Origin of the sequence: Nonomuraea candida (assembly GCF_000725485.1) — a bacterium.
Taxonomy (GTDB): Bacteria; Actinomycetota; Actinomycetes; order Streptosporangiales; family Streptosporangiaceae; genus Nonomuraea; species Nonomuraea candida.
On sequence record NZ_JOAG01000013.1, the window covers coordinates 29,522 to 47,362 of the forward strand.

General features: G+C 71.2%; 18 protein-coding genes. 10 read left to right on the forward strand and 8 right to left on the reverse strand.

Features of this window, described 5'->3' with window-relative positions; genetic code table 11:
• Positions 1–13: 13 nt before the first annotated feature.
• On the reverse strand, positions 14–2,062 hold the full coding sequence (locus IO39_RS13600) for a PhoX family protein (RefSeq protein WP_043621477.1): 2,049 nt from the start codon (positions 2,060–2,062) through the stop codon (positions 14–16).
• Between the two features lie 156 nt (positions 2,063–2,218).
• Between IO39_RS13600 and IO39_RS13605 the strand changes: the two genes are divergently transcribed.
• A complete protein-coding gene (locus IO39_RS13605; protein ID WP_043621480.1) occupies positions 2,219–2,641 on the forward strand; it encodes a sterol carrier family protein in 423 nt (140 codons plus the stop codon).
• Positions 2,642–2,669: 28 nt separating this feature from the next.
• On the opposite strand, the gene IO39_RS54335 is transcribed toward IO39_RS13605, so the two are convergent.
• Complete coding sequence (locus IO39_RS54335) at positions 2,670–4,001, reverse strand: DUF4190 domain-containing protein (RefSeq protein WP_157548290.1); 1,332 nt, start codon at positions 3,999–4,001, stop codon at positions 2,670–2,672.
• Positions 4,002–4,309: 308 nt separating this feature from the next.
• Between IO39_RS54335 and purF the strand changes: the two genes are divergently transcribed.
• Complete coding sequence (gene purF, locus IO39_RS13615) at positions 4,310–5,746, forward strand: amidophosphoribosyltransferase (RefSeq protein ID WP_043621483.1); 1,437 nt, start codon at positions 4,310–4,312, stop codon at positions 5,744–5,746.
• On the forward strand, positions 5,743–6,768 hold the full coding sequence (gene purM / locus IO39_RS13620; RefSeq protein WP_043621486.1) for a phosphoribosylformylglycinamidine cyclo-ligase: 1,026 nt from the start codon (positions 5,743–5,745) through the stop codon (positions 6,766–6,768). The genes purF and purM overlap by 4 nt, the downstream gene beginning before the upstream one ends.
• Positions 6,769–7,072: 304 nt before the next feature.
• Here the strand turns inward: purM and IO39_RS13625 are convergent, their stop codons facing one another.
• Both IO39_RS13625 and IO39_RS13630 read right to left on the reverse strand, forming a co-directional pair.
• Positions 7,073–7,297, reverse strand: coding sequence for a DUF3073 domain-containing protein (locus tag IO39_RS13625; protein ID WP_043621489.1), 225 nt, complete (start codon positions 7,295–7,297; stop codon positions 7,073–7,075).
• A gap of 151 nt (positions 7,298–7,448) precedes the next feature.
• Positions 7,449–8,528 carry a Leu/Phe/Val dehydrogenase gene (locus IO39_RS13630; protein WP_043621492.1) on the reverse strand — a complete coding sequence of 360 codons (1,080 nt, stop codon included), beginning with the start codon at positions 8,526–8,528 and terminating at the stop codon, positions 7,449–7,451.
• Between the two features lie 107 nt (positions 8,529–8,635).
• On the opposite strand from IO39_RS13630, the gene IO39_RS13635 reads away from it, so the two are divergent.
• Both IO39_RS13635 and bldC read left to right on the forward strand, forming a co-directional pair.
• Positions 8,636–9,499 carry a DUF8083 family protein gene (locus tag IO39_RS13635; protein WP_043621494.1) on the forward strand — a complete coding sequence of 288 codons (864 nt, stop codon included), beginning with the start codon at positions 8,636–8,638 and terminating at the stop codon, positions 9,497–9,499.
• A 322-nt stretch (positions 9,500–9,821) separates the two neighbouring features.
• A complete protein-coding gene (gene bldC, locus IO39_RS13640; protein ID WP_013133571.1) occupies positions 9,822–10,025 on the forward strand; it encodes a developmental transcriptional regulator BldC in 204 nt (67 codons plus the stop codon).
• A 198-nt stretch (positions 10,026–10,223) separates the two neighbouring features.
• Here bldC and IO39_RS13645 read toward each other — a convergent pair whose 3' ends face one another.
• Complete coding sequence (locus IO39_RS13645) at positions 10,224–10,874, reverse strand: TetR/AcrR family transcriptional regulator (RefSeq protein ID WP_245641954.1); 651 nt, start codon at positions 10,872–10,874, stop codon at positions 10,224–10,226.
• Positions 10,875–11,041: 167 nt separating this feature from the next.
• On the opposite strand from IO39_RS13645, the gene IO39_RS13650 reads away from it, so the two are divergent.
• From IO39_RS13650 to IO39_RS13665, 4 genes are all read left to right on the forward strand, one after another.
• Positions 11,042–12,103 (forward strand): LacI family DNA-binding transcriptional regulator, encoded by a 1,062-nt coding sequence (locus tag IO39_RS13650; protein ID WP_052422847.1) that lies wholly within the window; start codon positions 11,042–11,044, stop codon positions 12,101–12,103.
• Positions 12,104–12,236: 133 nt separating this feature from the next.
• On the forward strand, positions 12,237–12,485 hold the full coding sequence (locus tag IO39_RS13655) for a hypothetical protein (RefSeq protein ID WP_043621500.1): 249 nt from the start codon (positions 12,237–12,239) through the stop codon (positions 12,483–12,485).
• Between the two features lie 71 nt (positions 12,486–12,556).
• The gene (locus IO39_RS13660) at positions 12,557–13,399 is read left to right on the forward strand and encodes an N-acetylmuramoyl-L-alanine amidase (RefSeq protein ID WP_043621503.1); all 843 of its coding nucleotides are present in this window, start codon (positions 12,557–12,559) and stop codon (positions 13,397–13,399) included.
• On the forward strand, positions 13,396–14,988 hold the full coding sequence (locus IO39_RS13665; RefSeq protein ID WP_043621506.1) for a beta-N-acetylhexosaminidase: 1,593 nt from the start codon (positions 13,396–13,398) through the stop codon (positions 14,986–14,988). The genes IO39_RS13660 and IO39_RS13665 overlap by 4 nt, the downstream gene beginning before the upstream one ends.
• Before the next feature lie 77 nt (positions 14,989–15,065).
• Here the strand turns inward: IO39_RS13665 and IO39_RS13670 are convergent, their stop codons facing one another.
• The 3 genes from IO39_RS13670 to IO39_RS13680 all read right to left on the reverse strand — a co-directional run bounded on the left by IO39_RS13670 (position 15,066) and on the right by IO39_RS13680 (position 17,418).
• A complete protein-coding gene (locus IO39_RS13670; RefSeq protein WP_043621794.1) occupies positions 15,066–15,620 on the reverse strand; it encodes a GNAT family N-acetyltransferase in 555 nt (184 codons plus the stop codon).
• 88 nt (positions 15,621–15,708) lie between these two features.
• Positions 15,709–16,761, reverse strand: coding sequence for a quinone-dependent dihydroorotate dehydrogenase (locus tag IO39_RS13675; protein ID WP_043621509.1), 1,053 nt, complete (start codon positions 16,759–16,761; stop codon positions 15,709–15,711).
• A gap of 6 nt (positions 16,762–16,767) precedes the next feature.
• Positions 16,768–17,418: a response regulator gene (locus IO39_RS13680; RefSeq protein ID WP_043621512.1), complete on the reverse strand. Its 651-nt coding sequence runs from the start codon at positions 17,416–17,418 to the stop codon at positions 16,768–16,770.
• Positions 17,419–17,437: 19 nt separating this feature from the next.
• Between IO39_RS13680 and IO39_RS13685 the strand changes: the two genes are divergently transcribed.
• Positions 17,438–17,812, forward strand: coding sequence for a tautomerase family protein (locus tag IO39_RS13685; protein WP_043621797.1), 375 nt, complete (start codon positions 17,438–17,440; stop codon positions 17,810–17,812).
• Positions 17,813–17,841 lie beyond the last annotated feature (29 nt).

Here is a 17,841-nt window from a genome sequence, read left to right on the forward strand (position 1 = left end):
AGTTAAGTCGAGGTCAAGCCCCGATCTTCTTGCCCCTGGCGTGCCAGACCACGGCCACCGACGGGCGCGGCTGGCTGCCGCCGCCGTCGGGCCAGTGGCTGCTGGGGGTCTCCGGGCTGGCGTCGTCCGTCTCACCCGGGTGCTGCACCGCCACGAAGACGCTGCGCTGGTCGTCGGAGACGAGCGGGCCGCAGGTCTCGGCGCCGACCGGCACGGTGAGGAACTGGCGCACGTAGCCGCGCTCCTTGCCCCTGACCGGCATCACGAACAGGCCGTCGTTCTTCCCCAGGGCGTTGCCGTCCGTGGAGATCCACAGGTTGCCGTCCTTGTCGAACGTCACGTTGTCCGGGCAGGAGATCGGCGAGACCTTGGACTTGTCGAAGCCGGCGAAGTAGGTGGCGGGGTCGTTCGGGTCACCGCAGACCAGCGGCAGCGACCAGGCGAACGTCCGCGCGCCCGCGTCGTTGCGCCGCTCCACGATCTCCAGGATGTGGCCGTGCTTGTTCGACGGGCGCGGGTTGGCCTCGTCCACCTGGGCCGCGGTGCGGTTGCTGTTGTTGGTCAGCGCCACGTAGACGCCGCCGGTGACCGGGTTGCGCTCCACGTCCTCGGGGCGGTCCATCTTCGTGGCGCCCACCTTGTCGGCGGCCGTACGGGTGTAGACGAGCACCTCCGCGGCCGACATGCCCGCCACGTACGACCGGTCGCCCGACACCAGCGGGATCCACTCGCCCGAGCCGTCGAACTCGCCGTCGGCGGGCAGCTTGCCGGAGCCGTCGAGCTCGGCGGCCGGGCTGTCGCCGGTGAACCTGGCCACGTACAGGGTGCCCTCGTCCAGCAGCGCCCGGTTGTGGCGGTCGAAGCCGGGGATGTAGCGGTCCTTGGAGACGAACTTGTAGATGTACTCGAAGCGCGAGTCGTCACCCATGTAGACGACCAGGCGGCCGTCGCGGGCCAGCGTCGTGGTGGCGGCCTCGTGGGCGAAGCGGCCGAGCGCGGTGCGCTTGATCGGCGTCGAGTCGGGGTCGAACGGGTCGATCTCCACGATCCACCCGAACCTGTTGACCTCGTTCGGGTGCTTGGCCAGGTCGAAGCGCTCCTCCACGCGGTCGAACCGGCGGCTGGAGGAGGGGGTGCCGGTGGTGATCGAGTAACGCGAGATGTACGGCTTCTGCGCCTCGGGCACCTTGTCGCCGTTGACGAAGTACTGGTTGAAGTTCTCCTCGGCGGTCAGCACCGTGCCCCACGGGGTGGTGCCGCCCGCGCAGTTGTTCAGCATGCCGATGGGCGTGGTGCCCCTCGGGTCGGCGGCCGTCTTCAGCAGGTCGCTGCCGGCGGCGGGGCCGCTGAACCGCATCTTCGTCTGAGCGGTGATGCGGCGGTTGTAGCGGCGGCGGCCCCGGGTGACCAGCTTCCACTCGCCGGTGTCGCCGGCCCGCTCGATCTCCACGACCGAGCCGCCGTGCGCGGCCAGCCCGATCTTGATCTGCTCCTCGGTCGCCGCCGCGCCGCCGGTGTAACCGCGGAACATCAGGCTCTCGTCGGAGTACTCGTGGTTGACCCACATCAGCGCGCGGCTGCGGCCCATCGGGAAGACCGTCACGAAGTCGCAGTTGTAGCCGAACTGCTTGTTCTGGGCGTCGGCGGTCTGGTTCTCGAAGTCGAACTCCGGCGCGTCGGGCAGCACCGGGTCGCCCCAGCGCACGACCACGGAGGACTGGTAGCCGTCCGGGATGGTCAGCGCGTCATCCGTGTTCGGCTGCACGGCGGTGAAGCGGATGCCGCTGTCGCCGCCACCGTGCCAACCGTGCCGGGCGGCGGCCGCCTCGGGCTCGTCGGCCAGGGCCGGCACCGCGCCCGCCACGCCCGTGCCCACCACGATCGCGCCGAGCGCGCCCGCGCGCAGCATGCCACGCCGGGACAGTGCGTCCTTCACCACGTCGCCGAAGTAGGCGTTGTCGGCGGTGTTGGCCACGTCATGCGCGCACGCGTTGCCGCAGCGGAACTGACAGGTCAACGCGGAACGGCCGCCTTTGTGCGGGGTGGAAAGCAGCGGCAACATCCGCCGTCCCGCGTGGGGGTTTGCCACAGGTCCTCCATAAATGTGCGCGGTTGTACGGCGGGGACGTTACGGTCACCGTCGAAACCTCAGGTGAACGACGACCTCCGTCTCGATGAACGCTCGCCGGGAGACAATGGTGAGGTGGCACCACGCAAGATGGACCGGGAAAAGCTGAGAGCGGCTCTCGACGGGCAGCTCGTGGCCCTCGACGAACCCCCCTTCGACGGGCCCGCGGCGGCGCTGCCCGACGCGCTCGTGGCGGCCGTGCTGGCCGCCTACGACCGCGGGCTGCGGCCGGAGCGCGACGCGGCCAGGATGGCGGTGCGCCACCTGCTCGACAAGCTGGCGACCGCGGCGCCGGGGCGGACGGTCGAGGTGCGCGTGCCGCCGTACGCCGCCGTGCAGGCCGTCGCCGGGCCGCGCCACACCCGTGGCACGCCGCCCAACGTCGTCGAGATGGACGGGCGCACCTGGATCGAGCTCGCGCTGGGGCGGCTGACGTGGGAGGAGGCCGTGGCCAAGGGCTCGGTGTCGGCCAGCGGCGCCCGCGCCGACCTGTCGGCCCATCTGCCGCTCTAGCGGGCGCCGCTCACCCGGCGGAGTCTCTTCAGCGGGTGCCGCTCATCCAGGGAAACTTCGACTCGAAGCAGCGGTCGGCGAGCTGGCCGGGGAGCTGGGCGCACTCCTGGACCACGTTCCAGAACCAGATGGCCACGATCGCGAAGAGCACCAGCGACAGCACGCTGATCACGATGCCGGCGATGGCCCGGCCCTTGCCCGCGTGCTTGGCCAGCGCCACCCAGCCGAAGACGATCGACAGGATGGCGGTGATCAGGCCGGTGAAACAGACGAAGACGAGGAAGGGGCTGGCCACGCCGAGGACGAGCGAGGCCGTGGCCAGGCCGCTGCCGGGCTGGGGCTGCTGGTACTGGCCGTATTGACCGTACTGGCCGGGCTGGCCGTACTGACCCGGTTGGCCGTACTGGCTGGGCTGGCCGTACTGGCCGTAGTCGCCGTAGGGGGCGCCGGGGGGCGGGGGCGGCGGGTAGCCGGGCGGGCCGCCGTACGGGCTGGAGGGCGTCGTGCCCGGCACCGTCTGGTCCTGGTCCTGCTCCTGGTCCGGGGGCTCGCCCTGGTACGCCTGGTTCCCGGGCGGCGGCGCGCTCCCCGGAGGAGGCGCGCCCGCCTGGCCGCCCTGCGGCGGCCGGCCGGGACTGCCCTCCTGCCAGGGCGCACTCGGCGGCGCGAAGTACGGCTGCTCCCCCGGCTCGGGCGGCTCGTACCGTGACGGCTGCCTGACCTGCGGCTCCTCCTGGGGCGTCCCTCCCCAGCCCGGATAGGCGGGGGTCGCGCCGGGGATCGGGTACACCTGCGTCGCCTCGGCGTCACTCCCCCTGCCGCCCTCGGCGTCGCCCGGCCTGCCACCTCCCTCGGCATCGCCCGGCCTGCCGCCCTCTGCGCCGCTCTCCCCGGCACTGCCAGTGCGGCGTTCCGTGCGGCCTCCCGGGCCGCCCTCCGCGGGTCGCGGGGTCTCTGGGGAGGTGGGCAGGTCGGGGTGCGCGGGCTCACCTGCCGGGCGCGGCTCGTGCGTCGGGGGCACGTCGGGCCGCGGCACCACGGGCGGCCTGGGCGCGATCGGCTCCTCGATCCCGGGCCCCCGCTCGGGAACCCCGGGTCCGGGCTCAGGAACCCCCGGCCCGCGCTCCGGGGCCTCCGGGGTCTCGTCCCCGCCCGTGGGCCCGCTCTCATAAGGGCCCGGCTCCGGAGCGGTCCCGGACGGGGGCGGTTCCGGCGGGCGCTCGTCCTCCGGCAGCGCGCCCTCGCTCCACCAGTCGGGCTCGTGCTGCGGCGGCGCGCTCTCAGGCTGCCCTTCCTGCGGGCGGCCGTGGCGCGGGTCCTGCCCCTCGCGGGGCTCGCTGGGGTCCCCAGGTGTGGTCACGTCTGCGTCTCCCGACGGTCTGCATGCCGGATACTTCACCCTTTCGCGGAAGGCGTCGGCTAAACCACGCGACACGGTAAGAGGGGGCTCATCCTTGGGTCACCATGCGCCAAAGCGGCAGGCGAAGGCCGAGATGAGCCCATACCGGACCCGTCCAGGACCGGCCGCGCCCGCCCCGCCGGCCCGGCGCGCCGGGCACCGGCCCGAAGATCATCCGCAGCGGATCGCATGCGGCCTGGTCAGCCCGGCGCCCCCGATCCCGTACCCGGGTGTGCGAGCACGGAAGCGGCCGACCTAAACTGAGGCATGTGCTGAAGGGCGACGGCCGGCTCGGCCATGACCTGGACCCCCACGACCGCGCACCTAAAGACGCCTGCGGTGTCTTCGGCGTCTGGGCTCCGGGCGAGGAAGTTTCCAAACTCACCTACTACGGGCTGTACGCGTTGCAGCACCGCGGCCAGGAGTCCGCGGGCATCGCGGTCAGCGAGGGCAGCCGCATTCTCGTCTACAAGGACATGGGCCTGGTCTCCCAGGTCTTCGACGAGGCGGTGCTCAGCACCCTGCGCGGCCACCTGGCCATCGGCCACTGCCGCTACTCCACCACCGGATCCAGCGTGTGGGAGAACGCGCAGCCCACGCTGAGCTCCACCGAGGTGGGCGGCCTCGCGCTGGCCCACAACGGCAACCTCATCAACACCCCGGAGCTGGCCCAGCGCCTGGCCCCGGGCTCCATCCGCGCCACCACCGACACCGAGGTGCTGACCTCGCTGCTCGCGCAGGACCGCACGCGTTCCGTGGAAGACGCGGCCGCCGAGCTGCTCCCGCAGGTCAAGGGCGCCTACACGCTGGTCTTCATGGACGAGACCACCCTCTACGCCGCCCGCGACCCGCAGGGCATCCGCCCGCTGGTCCTGGGCCGGCTGGAGCGCGGCTGGGTGGTGGCCTCCGAGACCGCGGCGCTCGACATCGTGGGCGCCACGTTCGTCCGCGAGGTCGAGCCGGGCGAGCTGATCACGATCGACGAGCAGGGCGTCAGGTCCCGCCGCTTCGCGCTGGCGGAGCCGAAGGGCTGCCTGTTCGAGTACGTCTATCTCGCCCGCCCCGACACCACCATCGCCGGGCGCGGCGTCCAGGTCACCCGGGTCGAGGTCGGCCGCGTGCTGGCCCGCGAGCACCCGGTCGAGGCCGACCTGGTCATCCCCACGCCCGAGTCGGGCACCCCGGCCGCCGTGGGCTACGCCGAGGAGAGCGGCATCCCCTACGGCCAGGGCCTGGTGAAGAACTCCTACGTGGGCCGCACGTTCATCCAGCCCTCGCAGACCATCCGCCAGCTCGGCATCCGGCTCAAGCTCAACCCGCTGCGCGAGGTCGTGGAGGGCAAGCGGCTGGTGGTCGTGGACGACTCGATCGTGCGCGGCAACACCCAGCGCGCCATCGTCAAGATGTTGCGCGAGGCGGGGGCGCGCGAGGTGCACGTCCGCATCTCCTCCCCGCCCGTGAAGTGGCCGTGCTTCTACGGCATCGACTTCGCCACCAGGGCGGAGCTGATCGCGGGCTCGCTGTCGGTCGAGGAGATCCGCGCCTCGCTCGGGGCCGACTCGCTGGGCTACATCTCGCTGGAGGGCCTGACCAAGGCCACCACGATCCCCGCCGAACGGTTGTGCAGGGCGTGCTTCGACGGCACCTACCCCATCCCGATCGACCAGGACAACGTGGGCAAGTTCGTTTTGGAGAGCAAAGCGTGAGCACGTACGAAGCCGCCGGCGTCGACATCGAGGCCGGGGAGCGCGCCGTCAGCCTGATGAAGGACAAGGTGGCGCGGTCCCGGCGGCCCGAGGTGGTGGACGACGCCAGCGGCTTCGCGGGCCTGTTCGACGCCTCGGCCCTGCTGCGCTACCGGCGTCCGCTGCTGGCGACCTCCACCGACGGCGTGGGCACCAAGGTCATGATCGCCCAGCGGTACGGCAAGCACGACACGATCGGCATCGACCTGGTCGGCATGGTCCTCGACGACCTGGTCGTCTGCGGGGCCGAGCCGCTGTTCATGACCGACTACATCGCCTGCGGCAAGGTGATGCCCGAGCGCATCGCCGAGATCGTGGGCGGCGTGGCCGAAGGCTGCCGCCAGGCCGGCGCCGCGCTGGTGGGCGGCGAGACGGCCGAGCACCCGGGGGCGATGGGCCCCGACGAATACGACCTGGCGGGCGCCGGCACCGGCGTGGTGGAGGCCGACGCCATGCTCGGGCCCGAGCGGGTGGTGGCCGGCGACGTCGTGCTGGGCCTGGCCTCGTCCGGGGTGCACTCCAACGGCTACTCGCTGGTGCGTCACGTGCTGCGCGAGAACGACCTGTCGCTCGACGCCGTCCTGCCCGAGCTGGGCCGGCCACTGGGCGAGGAGCTGCTGGAGCCCACGCGCGTCTACTCGCTGCACTGCCTGGAGCTGGCCAGGTCGGTCGAGGTGCACGCCTACGCGCACATCACCGGCGGCGGCATCGAGGGCAATCTGTCCCGCTCGCTGCCCGGCCACCTCGACGCGCTGCTCGACCGCTCCTCGTGGACGCCTCCGGCGATCTTCGGGGTGCTCGCCGGGCACGGGCGCATCGCCCAGCGCGACATGGACCGCACGTTCAACCTCGGGGTCGGGATGGCGGCCGTGGTGCCCGCCGACGCGGCCGACGCGGCCATCCGGCTGCTGGCCGGGCGCGGGCTGGAGTCGTGGGTGATGGGTGAGGTCGTGCCCGGCACCGGCCAGGCCCGCTACCGCTGACGCGTGGAGCCCCGCGCCGCCCCGTCAACACAGGGGGCGGCGCGCGGCCCGTACGAAATGCGCCGAGGACCGTCCGCGACGGTCACCTGAACGGCCGCCGGCGAGCCCTCGGCCGAGACGCCCCTTCATCGGAGCGCCCTCGGCCGGGGAACCCCCGTGCCGGTGAAGAAGGCGACGAACCCGTGGTCCACCTCCGAAAAGGTGACCACGTGACGAAAGCCCCACGGTTGCCCGTGGGGCCCGACGAGCATGGGCGAGGCTCCGGCGCGTGCCGGACCCTCGGCCACCTCACTCAGGAGAACGGCTATCGACGGCCGGACGTACGGCCATCGTCGTCGTCTCCGGCGTCATAGTCGGCGTAATCGGCATAGCGATCCGCCAGCTCATCGTTGAGGTCGTCGGCGTCGTCATTGCTGGAGTCTCCGACCCCGAGTTCGTCGCGAAGACGGTCAAGATCCGTGCCACCGCTGTTGTACTTCAGCTGGCGAGCAACCTTGACCTGCTTGGCCTTTGCTCGGCCGCGCCCCATTGGCTCGACCCCCTCGTGTGGGGTCGTCCCCGACCCCTCGTCGCTAACGCACCACTCACTGACGCCGCCTGACTTCGGGCGTCAGCCTATCGTTCGCCTATTACCGTACCTGTTTTGTGCCCAGCTCGGTACGCCGTATGGGCGTGGGGCGTCAGCGGCCCAGCCAAATGGCCCTAATACGCCCGACTTCCGACATTCTGCGCTCGGCCAGCCTATCTGCTGCGACCGCGGGGGGAACGCCCTCCTCGGCCGCGATTGCGAAGATCTTCAGAGTCGTGTCGTAGATCTGGGCCGCCTTCGACCTGGCCCGCTCCATGTCGAAGCCCCCGATCTCGTCGGCGACCTGGATCACGCCGCCGGAGTTGACGACATAGTCGGGCGCGTACAGGATGCCGCGCTCGGCGAGTTGCTTCTCGACCCCGGGGTGGGCGAGCTGGTTGTTGGCCGCGCCACACACGATCTTCGCCCGCAGCGTCGCCACCGTGTCGTCGTCGAGCGCCCCGCCCAGCGCGCAGGGCGCGAAGACGTCGATGTCGGAGCTCATCAGCGCCCGCGCGTCGGCCACCACGTCGACCTCGGGGTGGCGCACGCGCACCCGTTCGATCGCCTTGGGGTCGACGTCGCAGATCACGACCTCGGCGCCGTCCTCGCGCAGCAGCCCGACCAGGCGGTGGCCGACCTTGCCGACCCCCTCGACGCCGACCCGCCTGCCGTGCAGGGACGGCGTGCCGTAGACCCGCTCGGCCGAGGCCCGCATGCCCTGGAACACCCCGAACGCGGTGAGGATCGAGGAGTCGCCCGCCCCGCCGTTGGCCGGGGTGCGGCCGGTGACGAAGCGCGACTCGCGGGCCACGATGTCCATGTCCTCGCTGTAGGTGCCCACGTCGCAGGCCGTGATGTAGCGCCCGCCGAGCGACTCGACGAAGCGCCCGTACGCGCGAAGGAGCGCCTCGCTCTTGTCCCTGGCCGGGTCGCCGATGATCACGGCCTTGCCCCCGCCCAGGTCGAGGCCGGCCAGCGCGTTCTTGTACGCCATGCCCTTGGCCAGGTTGAGCACGTCGGCCAGGGCCGCCTGCTCGCTCTCGTAGGGATAGAACCTCGTGCCGCCCAGGGCCGGCCCCAGGGCCGTGTTGTGGACGGCGATGATGGCACGCAGGCCGCTCTGCTCGTCGGCGCAGAACACGACCTGCTCGTGGACGTCCTTGTGGGACGCACCGAAGACGTCGGTCACGGTAGTGACTCCCTGTCCGGTCCGCCGCACCTTCGCGGCGGAGATCACCTCACAGAGTAGTAAGCCACAACGGTGCATGCGGGGTCGCTTCGTGACACGATGCCTCCGTGCTGCCCTATGCCGCCTACCTCCGTGTCTATGAGCCACTGACCGCGTTCGCCGAGTCCGAGCGCAAGGTGTGGGCCGACTATGCCGACTCCCGTGACCGCCCACGACGTGCGAACGCGCTCAATGCGGAGCACGGCGAGTCCGTCATGCGCCTGCTCGGCATGCCCCCTCAACCCGTTCCCGCCCAGGAGAGCCCCAACGCCTATCTGCGGCGCGTTGAGGACCGGCTCTATGTCTGCCCCTGGCAAACCCGTTTGCGCTCGTGGCTGGCGTTCTCACGGCTTCGTGGCACCACCCCGGTGAAACTGATGGACCATCTTGTCCCCAAGGCGATCGCCGAGCAGACGGCCGACGACTTCGACCGCTACAAGCGGCAGGCCGGTTCGGCGGCCTTGCGCACGCACATCCGCACCACGGCGTGGCATGTGCCTCCGTCGTGGTTCGTGCCGTTTGATGGAAACGAGCGCTGGCTGGTGCTCGGCTCCGCGAACCCGGGACAGGACGTGACCACCACTACGGGGCGTAACCTGATCTACGTCACCTCCATGGCACAGGCCAGGAGGCGGGCCGCGCGGGCCCTCAACGTGCTGCGCAGGCACCTGGGCGACGTCTCCGCCAACTTCGACGTGGAAGACATCGCCAGGTGGCTGGAGGAGTTCCACCCGCACTCGCTGGTCGAGCTCGACTACGGCGGGCTCGTGCACCTCATGGACGACGACGCGTTGCAGGCCGACCAGTCCGTCGCCGAGCTCTCGGCCGCCCTGACGGGCCTGGACACGGGTCAAGAAGAACTTGCCTACGCCATGTACCAGAGGGTCATCCTGCGGTGGAAGTCAATGCAACTGCTGGAATCTGCCAACTGAGCCCCAATACGGCCGTCTGACCTGCATGAGTAGGTCACGTCTCGCGGCTGCTCTCTTCTGCGAACTGAGTAGTTTGCCGTTTTCACTGCGATACCACGAACCGTGTCGCTAGAATCACCGAGCGTGACATGGCCACGGGGGCGGGCAGTTGGGTCAAAGAAGGGCTCGCCAATCGCTCTGCGTGGCGGTATGGTCACATCGGGTGATGCCGCATATGGCTCAGAAAAGCCGCACGCTCTGCGCCATAGGGGGACATCCGTGACACGCGCAAAGGCAGTCACAGGATCGCTAAGCCGGTCCACACGGAGGAGAGGCCGCACAAATGTCAGCTCGTACACCCGAGGCCGAGCCGCTGCTCACGCCCGCTGAGGTCGCGACCATGTTCAGGGTCGACCCCAAGACCGTTACGCGGTGGGCCAAGGCGGGCAAGTTGACGTCGATTCGAACCCTCGGCGGTCATCGGCGTTACCGGGAGACCGAGGTTCGCGCACTGCTGGCGGGGATTCCGCAGCAGCGCTCCGAGTAGCTGGAAGGGTCGTCACGGACCTCAGGGGGGTTGAAGGGGTGGACCAGGTCACTGGGCCCGGTCCACCGGTGTGACGATGGGGAGGTTGGCGCCGCCCGCCCGGCGCCACTCTTCCCTCAGACCGTGCCCGCCCCGGTCACCCACCGTCACGGGCGCCCGCCGACGTGAAGGCCCCGAGTCACCCCGGCAGGTCCGGGGTCACGCCAGGCGCTCCAGCAGCCTGGCCACGTCGTCGTCATGGGTCGCGGCGACGCCGAGCAGGGCGGCCATGTGCGCCACGAGCATGCGCTCCAGCGTCGGGCGCTCGATGTCGCGATGCTCCAGCCAGTCCAGACCCGCCGTCTCCACGGAGGCGATCCACGACCGCAGGGTGGTGCGCAGCACCGGGCTCGGCTCCTCGACGCCCATCTGCTTCTGGATGAGGAGGAAGAGCCGGCGGCGCACGCCGTCCACGATCTCCCCCACCTCGCCGGTCCTGTTGGCCGGCCCGCCGCGCAGCAGCGCCGCGAAACCCGCCGCGTGCTCCTCGACGAAGTCGAAGTAGCGCCTGAGCCCGGAGGCCAGCTCTTCGAGCGGCCTGCCGCCCTCCTGCGGGCGCAGCCGGGACTCCAGCTGCTCCGCCGCGCTCCGCAGCGCGGCCACGTACAGCTCCTGCTTGCCGCCGAAGTAGTGGTAGACCAGGGCCCGCGAAGCTCCCGCCGCCGAGGCCACGTCGTCGATCGAGACGTCTTCCGCGTCGCGGGTGCTGAACAGCTCCAGCGCCGCGGCCATGAGCTCTTCCCGACGCCTGTCCACGCTGAGCCTGCGGCGGGCCGGACGCGCGGTGCCGGCCGACTTCCCGGGTGTCACATCTGCACAGTATCCGACGTCACCGGCGATAGCCGACGTGGCAGATTCCACCCAGTATCCGGTTTTTGTGACCAAGGTTGGGCCAATCCGTGACGAAGGCCGTACCCTGCGGCTAACTCGATCGTTTGGTCAGACAGGTGCCCATATCCGCATCGCGGGGGAGACACATGTCAGGACCGCCCGTCAACACTTCAACCATCCCTGAGCTAAGAGAGGTAGACGCCCTGCCTCGGCCCAGACCGACCATCCGTAACGTCGCCGAACGAGCCGGCGTGTCCAAGTCGCTGGTCTCTCTCGTGCTGCGCGGATCCCCGCACGTGAGCGAGCACCGGCGCCAGGCCGTGCTGCAGGCCGCCCGCGAGCTCGGCTACCGGCCGAACGCGGTCGCGCGGAGCCTGGTCGAAGGACGTACCCATCTGGTGGGCGCGCTCGTCGCCGACCTGCACAACCCGTTCTACGCGGAGTTCCTCGACGGGCTCCAGGAGAGCCTGCACGGCGACGGCCTGCGCATGCTGATCGGGAACAGCCAGTGGGACCCCGCGTTCGAGGACGAGGCCGTGGAGGCCTTCCTCGAGCTGAGGGTCGACGGGCTGGTCCTGCTCGGCATAGCGCCGACCAGCGAGACGCTGATCGAGGCCACCGCCTACACCCCCACGGTCGTGGTGGGGGAACGTGACATCGAGCTCGACGGCGTCGACATCGTGGTCGACGACGACCGGCTCGGCGCCCGGCTGGCCATCGACCACCTGGTCGGGCTGGGCCACAAACGGATCGCGCACATCGAGGGCCGGCGATCGTCGCGCTGCGAGGGGTATCTCGTGGCGATGCGCAGGCACTCGCTGGCGCCGTACATCATGGTCGAGGCCGCGGACTCGACCGAAGAGGGCGGCAGGGAGGCGGCGCTCGCGCTGCTCACCCGCGACCCCAGGCCCACGGCGATCTTCGCCGCCAATGACGTGGTCGCGCTCGGCGTGCTCTCCGCCGCCGGCGAGCTGGGCCTGCGCGTCCCCGAGGACCTCTCGGTGGTCGGCTACGACAACACGCACCTGTCGGCCTCCCGCCACATCTCACTGACCTCGGTCGACCAGCCTCGCCGCACCATGGGCAGGTCGGCCGCGGCGCTGCTGAGCGACCGGATCGGAGACCCCGCCAAGGGCGCGCGCCTGCGGGAGATCCAGCCGGAACTGGTCGTGCGACGGAGCACGGGCCCGGCGAAGGACGCCGGCTGAGCAGGCTGCCCAAGAACGCCCCAAAGCTGGGTCAAGCCGTGTGGCGACGCGGCCACACGGCGGTTAACTCGTCAGGGTCATGCTAAGTGTGGCCGGATCCGATCCGGCCGCGGTCTGATCCGGGGGAACAGTCATGCGTGATCCGGAACTGGTGTCCTGCGCCCAGCGCGCGGCCGCCGAGCTCGAACGCGCCTGGGGACACTGGCGGGCGGGCAGGGGGCGGGGCGCCGACGGCGGCGCGGAGTCGGTCGCCAGCTACGTCGCCCACTCGCTCGACCATCCGTGGGGCCGCCCCCGCGTCGTCCTCGGGCTCGACGCCGAGGACGCGCGGGAGCTGGCCGCCCTGCTCGAACGGCAGGAGGTCGGCGAGCACGTCTGGTGAGCAGGTACGGAGCTCGCCACGCTTTGACATAAGACGGGCTTGAGCTCCCGCTCTGCCGTAAGTTGGACGGCATGCGTGCTCTACCAGCCACAGTCCTCGCCGTTTGCGGCCTGATCGCCTCCGCGTGTGGCGGCACCGACGGCGGCACCACATCCGGTGACGCCGCGGCAGGTCAGGCCGCTTCCGCCGGCACGGCGGCGCAGGCTTCGCCCTCCTCCGCGCCCGCGAAGGAGGCGCCGCCGGACGCGAAGCCCCTCGACGGCAAGGTCATCGTCATCGACCCCGGCCACAACGGCGCCAACTACCGCCATCCCAAGGAGATCAACCGCAAGGTCAACGTGCTGACCAAGTGGAAGGAATGCGACACCACCGGCACCTCGACCAACAGCGGCTACAGTGAGGCGGCCTTCACCTGGGACGTCTCCAAGCGGATGGCCAAGATCCTCGAAGGCCGCGGCGCCACCGTGAAGCTGACCAGGAAGAACAACAACGGCGTCGGGCCGTGCATCACCGAGCGGGCCGCCATCGGCAACGAGGCCAAGGCCGACGCCGCGATCTCCGTGCACGCCGACGGCTCGGAGAACGCCGGCCACCGCGGCTTCCACGTCATCCTGCCCAAGAAGATCGGCGGGCCGGTGGACAAGGTCGTGGCCGCCTCCGGCAAGCTGGGGATCGCCGTGCGCGACGCGTACCGGAAGGGCACGGGGCTGCCCTACTCCAACTACATCGGCAGGAACGCCCTCGACCGCCGCAGCGACATCGGCGGGCTCAACCTCTCCACGGTGCCGAAGGTGCTGTTCGAGAGCGGCAACATGCGCAACCCGGACGAGGCGGCCAAGTTCCAGGACCCGAAGTTCCGGCAGAGGATCGCCCTGGCGCTCGCGAACGGATTGCAGCACTATCTCGAAGCATGATTCCTCGTCCAGAGCTGCTTCGTGATGTTTCCGCCTCCTATGTGCTGACCACGGGCGTGACGGTGTCCGGCGATTTCGCCGACGCCGTACGCGCGGCGCTGCCCCGGCTCGACCCGCTGCCCGGCGACTCCGGCGAGATCGACGTACGGCGGGACCCGGGGCTGGGCGAGGAGGCGTACCGGCTGACGGTCGGCTCGCGCGGCGTGGAGATCGTGGCCGGCGGCCGGGCGGGCGCGTTCTATGCGGCGCAGTCGCTGCACCAGCTCCTGCCGGACGCCTCCTACCGCTTCTCCGCGGGCGCGTCGTGGCCCGTGCCGGGTGTGCGGATCGAGGACGCGCCGCGTTTCGCCTGGCGCGGGCTGCACCTTGACGTGGCGCGGCACTTCTTCCCCAAGCGGGAGATCCTGCGCCTGATCGACCTGATGGCGCTGCACAAGCTCAACCGGCTGCACCTGCACCTGGTGGACGACCAGGGCTGGCGGGTGGAGAGCCGGGCCTACCCGCTGCTGCACGAGGTCGCCTCCCACCGGCCGCGCACGGCGACCAACTACTACCGCGAGCCCGAGACGTACGACGACATCCCGCACGGCGGTTACTACACCCTCGACGACCTCGCCGAGCTGGCCGCCTACGCCCGCTCCCGCTGCGTCGTCATCGTGCCCGAGATCGACGTGCCGGGGCACGCCTCGGCGATCCTGGCGGCCTACCCGGAGTTCGGGGCCACCGGGGAGCGGCACCGCGTGCTCGACCGCTGGGGCATCTCCCCCGCCATCCTGTCGCCGCTGCCGCCGACCGTGGAGTTCCTGACCACGATCTTCGACGAGCTGATCGGGGCGCTGGGCGAGGCCCCGTACGTGCACATCGGCGGCGACGAGGTCGTGCTCGACCACTGGGCGGACTCGGCGGAGATCACCGCGTACCGCGAGTCGCTGGGGCTGGAGCGCACCAGCGACCTCCAGGCGTGGTTCCTGCGGCGGCTGGCGGACGCGCTGGCCGAGCGGGGCGCGCGGGCCGTGGTGTGGGACGAGGCGTTCGTCAGCGGCGGGCTGCGGCAGGACACGATCGTCATGCCCTGGCGGGGCGTGAACGTCGGCCGCCGCGCGGCCGCCGCCGGGCACGACGTGGTGGCCACGCCGGTGTTCCCGCTGTACTTCGACTACGCCGAGGCCGCCGACCCCGAGGAGCCGATGGCCATCGGCGACGCCATCACGGTCGCCGACGTGGCGGCGTTCGCGCCGGCGCCGCGGGACTGGAGCGACGAGGAGCGGGCCCGCGTCCTGGGGGTGCAGGCGCAGCTGTGGACCGAACGGGTGCCGGACCCCCGCACGATGGACTACCGGCTGTGGCCCAGGGCGTCCGCGCTGGCCGAGGTGGCCTGGTCGGGCGACGCCTCCGACGGCTTCGACGGGCGGCTGGCCGAGCACCTGGGGCGGCTGGACACGCTCGGGGTCGAGTACCGCCCGCCGGCGGGGCCGCGCCCGTGGCAGCGGCGCCGGCCGCACCGGCCCAGCGGGGTGCGCGTCGCGGACGTCATGGAACGCCTGGACTCCATGACCCACGACGCGGAGTCCACCCGGCCCAGCATGTGACCCCCTGACCCGCCCGGCCCTGCCAGCCCTGGCAGGCCCGCCCTGGCAGGGCGCCCGGCGGGGCCGTTGCCCAGGTCTCAGAAGGCCGGGCGGTCGTTGAGAATGCGCTGGAAGAGCCGGTGGTCCTGCCACCGGCCGTCGATCTCCAGGTACTGCGTGGCGAGGCCGAACGGCTCGAACCCGTTCTTGCGCAGGACCGCCTGCGAGGCGACGTTGTCGAGCAGGGTGCCCGCGGCGAGCCGGTGCAGCCCCAGCTCCTGGTCGGCGATCCGGCACACCTCCCGCACGGTCGCGGTGGCCAGGCCGCGCCCGGTGTAGTCGGCGTCGAGCCAGTAGCCGACGTGGGCGTTGAGGAACGGGCCGCGGACGATCTCGTTGAGCGTGATGCGGCCCACGACGCGCTCGCCGTCGGCCAGCACCCACGCCATCGCCTGCCCCCTGCCCTGCTGGTCGAGCAGGCCCTTGAGACGCTGGGCCTGGCCCTCGACCGTGTAGAACTCCGCGGTCCTGCGCGGCTCCCAGCGCTTGAGGTGCTCGCGGTTGCGGTCGTAGGCGATGGCCACTGCTTCGGCGTCGTGCTCGGTGACGAGCCGAAGCACGACACCCCCGGGAAGAGCCACTTGTTCGATCACCGTGCTCACGATAGTGACGCTCCGGCGGTCCGGGCACCCCGTCGCACGGGCTCGTACGGCTTCACCTCGCGCCGGCCCGTGCGGGGGATCAGGCCGTGCGGCCGATGGCTTCGGTGATGGACTTCAGGCCGTGGCGGCGGACGCGGCGCAGGAGCTGGCGGTGGATGTGCGAGGCCCACAGGGGGCCGCCGTAGATCCAGCCCGTGTAGCCCTGCACCAGGGTCGCGCCGGCGAGGATGCGCTCCCAGACGTCGTCCACGTCCTCCACGCCGCCCGCCGAGACCAGCGTGATGCGGTCGCCGACCTTGGCGCGCAGCCGCCGCAGGACCTCCAGCGAGCGGGCCTTGAGCGGGCGGCCCGACAGGCCGCCGGTCTCGCCGTCGTGCCTGATCGTGGTGTTGGTCGCGATGATGCCGTCGAGCCCCAGCTCCAGGGCCAGCTCGGCGACCGCGTCGACGTCCTCGTCGGCGAGATCGGGGGCGATCTTGACGAGCAGCGGGGTGCGCCGCGGCGTGGCGTCGGCGACCTCCTTGACGGCGGTCAGCAGCGGGCGCAGCAGCGAGACCGCCTGGAGGTTGCGCAGCCCGGGCGTGTTGGGCGAGCTGACGTTGACCACCAGGTAGTCGGCCAGCGGGGCCAGCTCCTTGGCGCTGGCGACGTAGTCGGCCGCCGCCTCGGCCTCGGGCACCACCTTGGTCTTGCCGATGTTCACCCCGATCACGACCGGGACGCCCCGGGGGCGGCGCAGCCGGCGGGCGGCGGCCGCGGCGCCGGCGTTGTTGAAGCCCATCCGGTTGATCAGCGCCCGCTTGGGCACCTGGCGGAACAGGCGGGGGCGCGGGTTGCCCGGCTGGCCGTGCGCGGTGATCGTGCCGACCTCGACGTGGCCGAACCCGAGCGCGGCGATGGCCTCGGCGCACGCGGCGTCCTTGTCGAAGCCGGCCGCCAGCCCGAGCGGCCCGGGGAAGTGCACGCCGAACGCGCTCACGCGCAGGGCCGGGTCGTGCGGCGCGAGCACCCGGTGCAGCAGCCGCTTGAGCAGCGGCAGCCGGGCGAGGAGCGCGAATGCGCTCACGGTGAGATGGTGCACGGCCTCGGCGTCGAAACGCCGCAAGACCTGCGTGAACACGAGGCGATACATCACGGGTCAGGCTACCAAGCCCGCCTCGTAGGCGATGATCGCGGCCTGCACGCGGTTGCGCACGTCGAGCCTGGTCAGGATCGTGCTCACGTACGCCTTCACCGTGCCCTCCACGATGTGCAGCCGGCGGGCGATCTCGGCGTTGGACATCCCGGCCCCGAGCAGGGCGAGCACCTCGCGCTCGCGGTCGGTGAGCGCCTCGATGCGGTCGCGCGCCAGCGCGCCCTTGGCCATGCGGCCGCCGGAGAGCTGGACGATGACGCGCTGGGCGACCTTCGGCGACAGGTATGCCGCGCCGTCGGCGACCGCGTGGATGCCGGCGATGAGCTCGCGCGGGTCGCCCGACTTGAGCAGGAACCCGCTGGCCCCGACGTCGAGCGCCTTGGCGATGTAGTCGTCCTCGCCGAACGTCGTCAGCATCACCACGGCCGTGCCCGGCGCGGCCCGGCGCATCTCGGCGGCGGCGGCCAGGCCGTCGAGCCTGGGCATGCGGATGTCCAGGAGCGCCACGTCGGGGTGGTGGCTGATGGCCAGGTCGACCGCCTGCCTGCCGTCGGACGCCTCGGCCACGACGTCCAGCTCGGGGTCGGACTGGAGGATCGCGCGGACCCCCGCCCTGATCATGGCCTCGTCGTCGGCCAGGAGTATGCGGATCACGCCCTCTATATTGGCCTGCATGGCTCAGGTGAAGGTGTACGGACGCAGGGACGTGTGGGCGGGCCGGCAGCGGGAGGTCTCGGATCTGATCCAGTCGTGCCTGGTGAGCGCGTGGGGAATGCCGCAGGACAAGCGTTTCCACCGCTTCCTGCTGCTGGACGCCGACGACTTCGTCTGCCCTCAGCGAAGTGAGCGTTATCTCATCATCGAGGTGTTGTGCTTCACGGGGCGCAGCGACGACGCCAAGCGGGCGTTGATCCGGGAGATCTACGCCAAGTCGGGCTACGACCCCGAGGACGTGGAGATCAACATCATCGATACGCCCAAGGTGAACTGGGGGATTCGTGGTGTCCCCGCAGATGAGCTCGCCCTGACGTACAAGGTGGAGGTCTGAGGTCGGGGGCAGGTTCGGGCGAGCGGTAT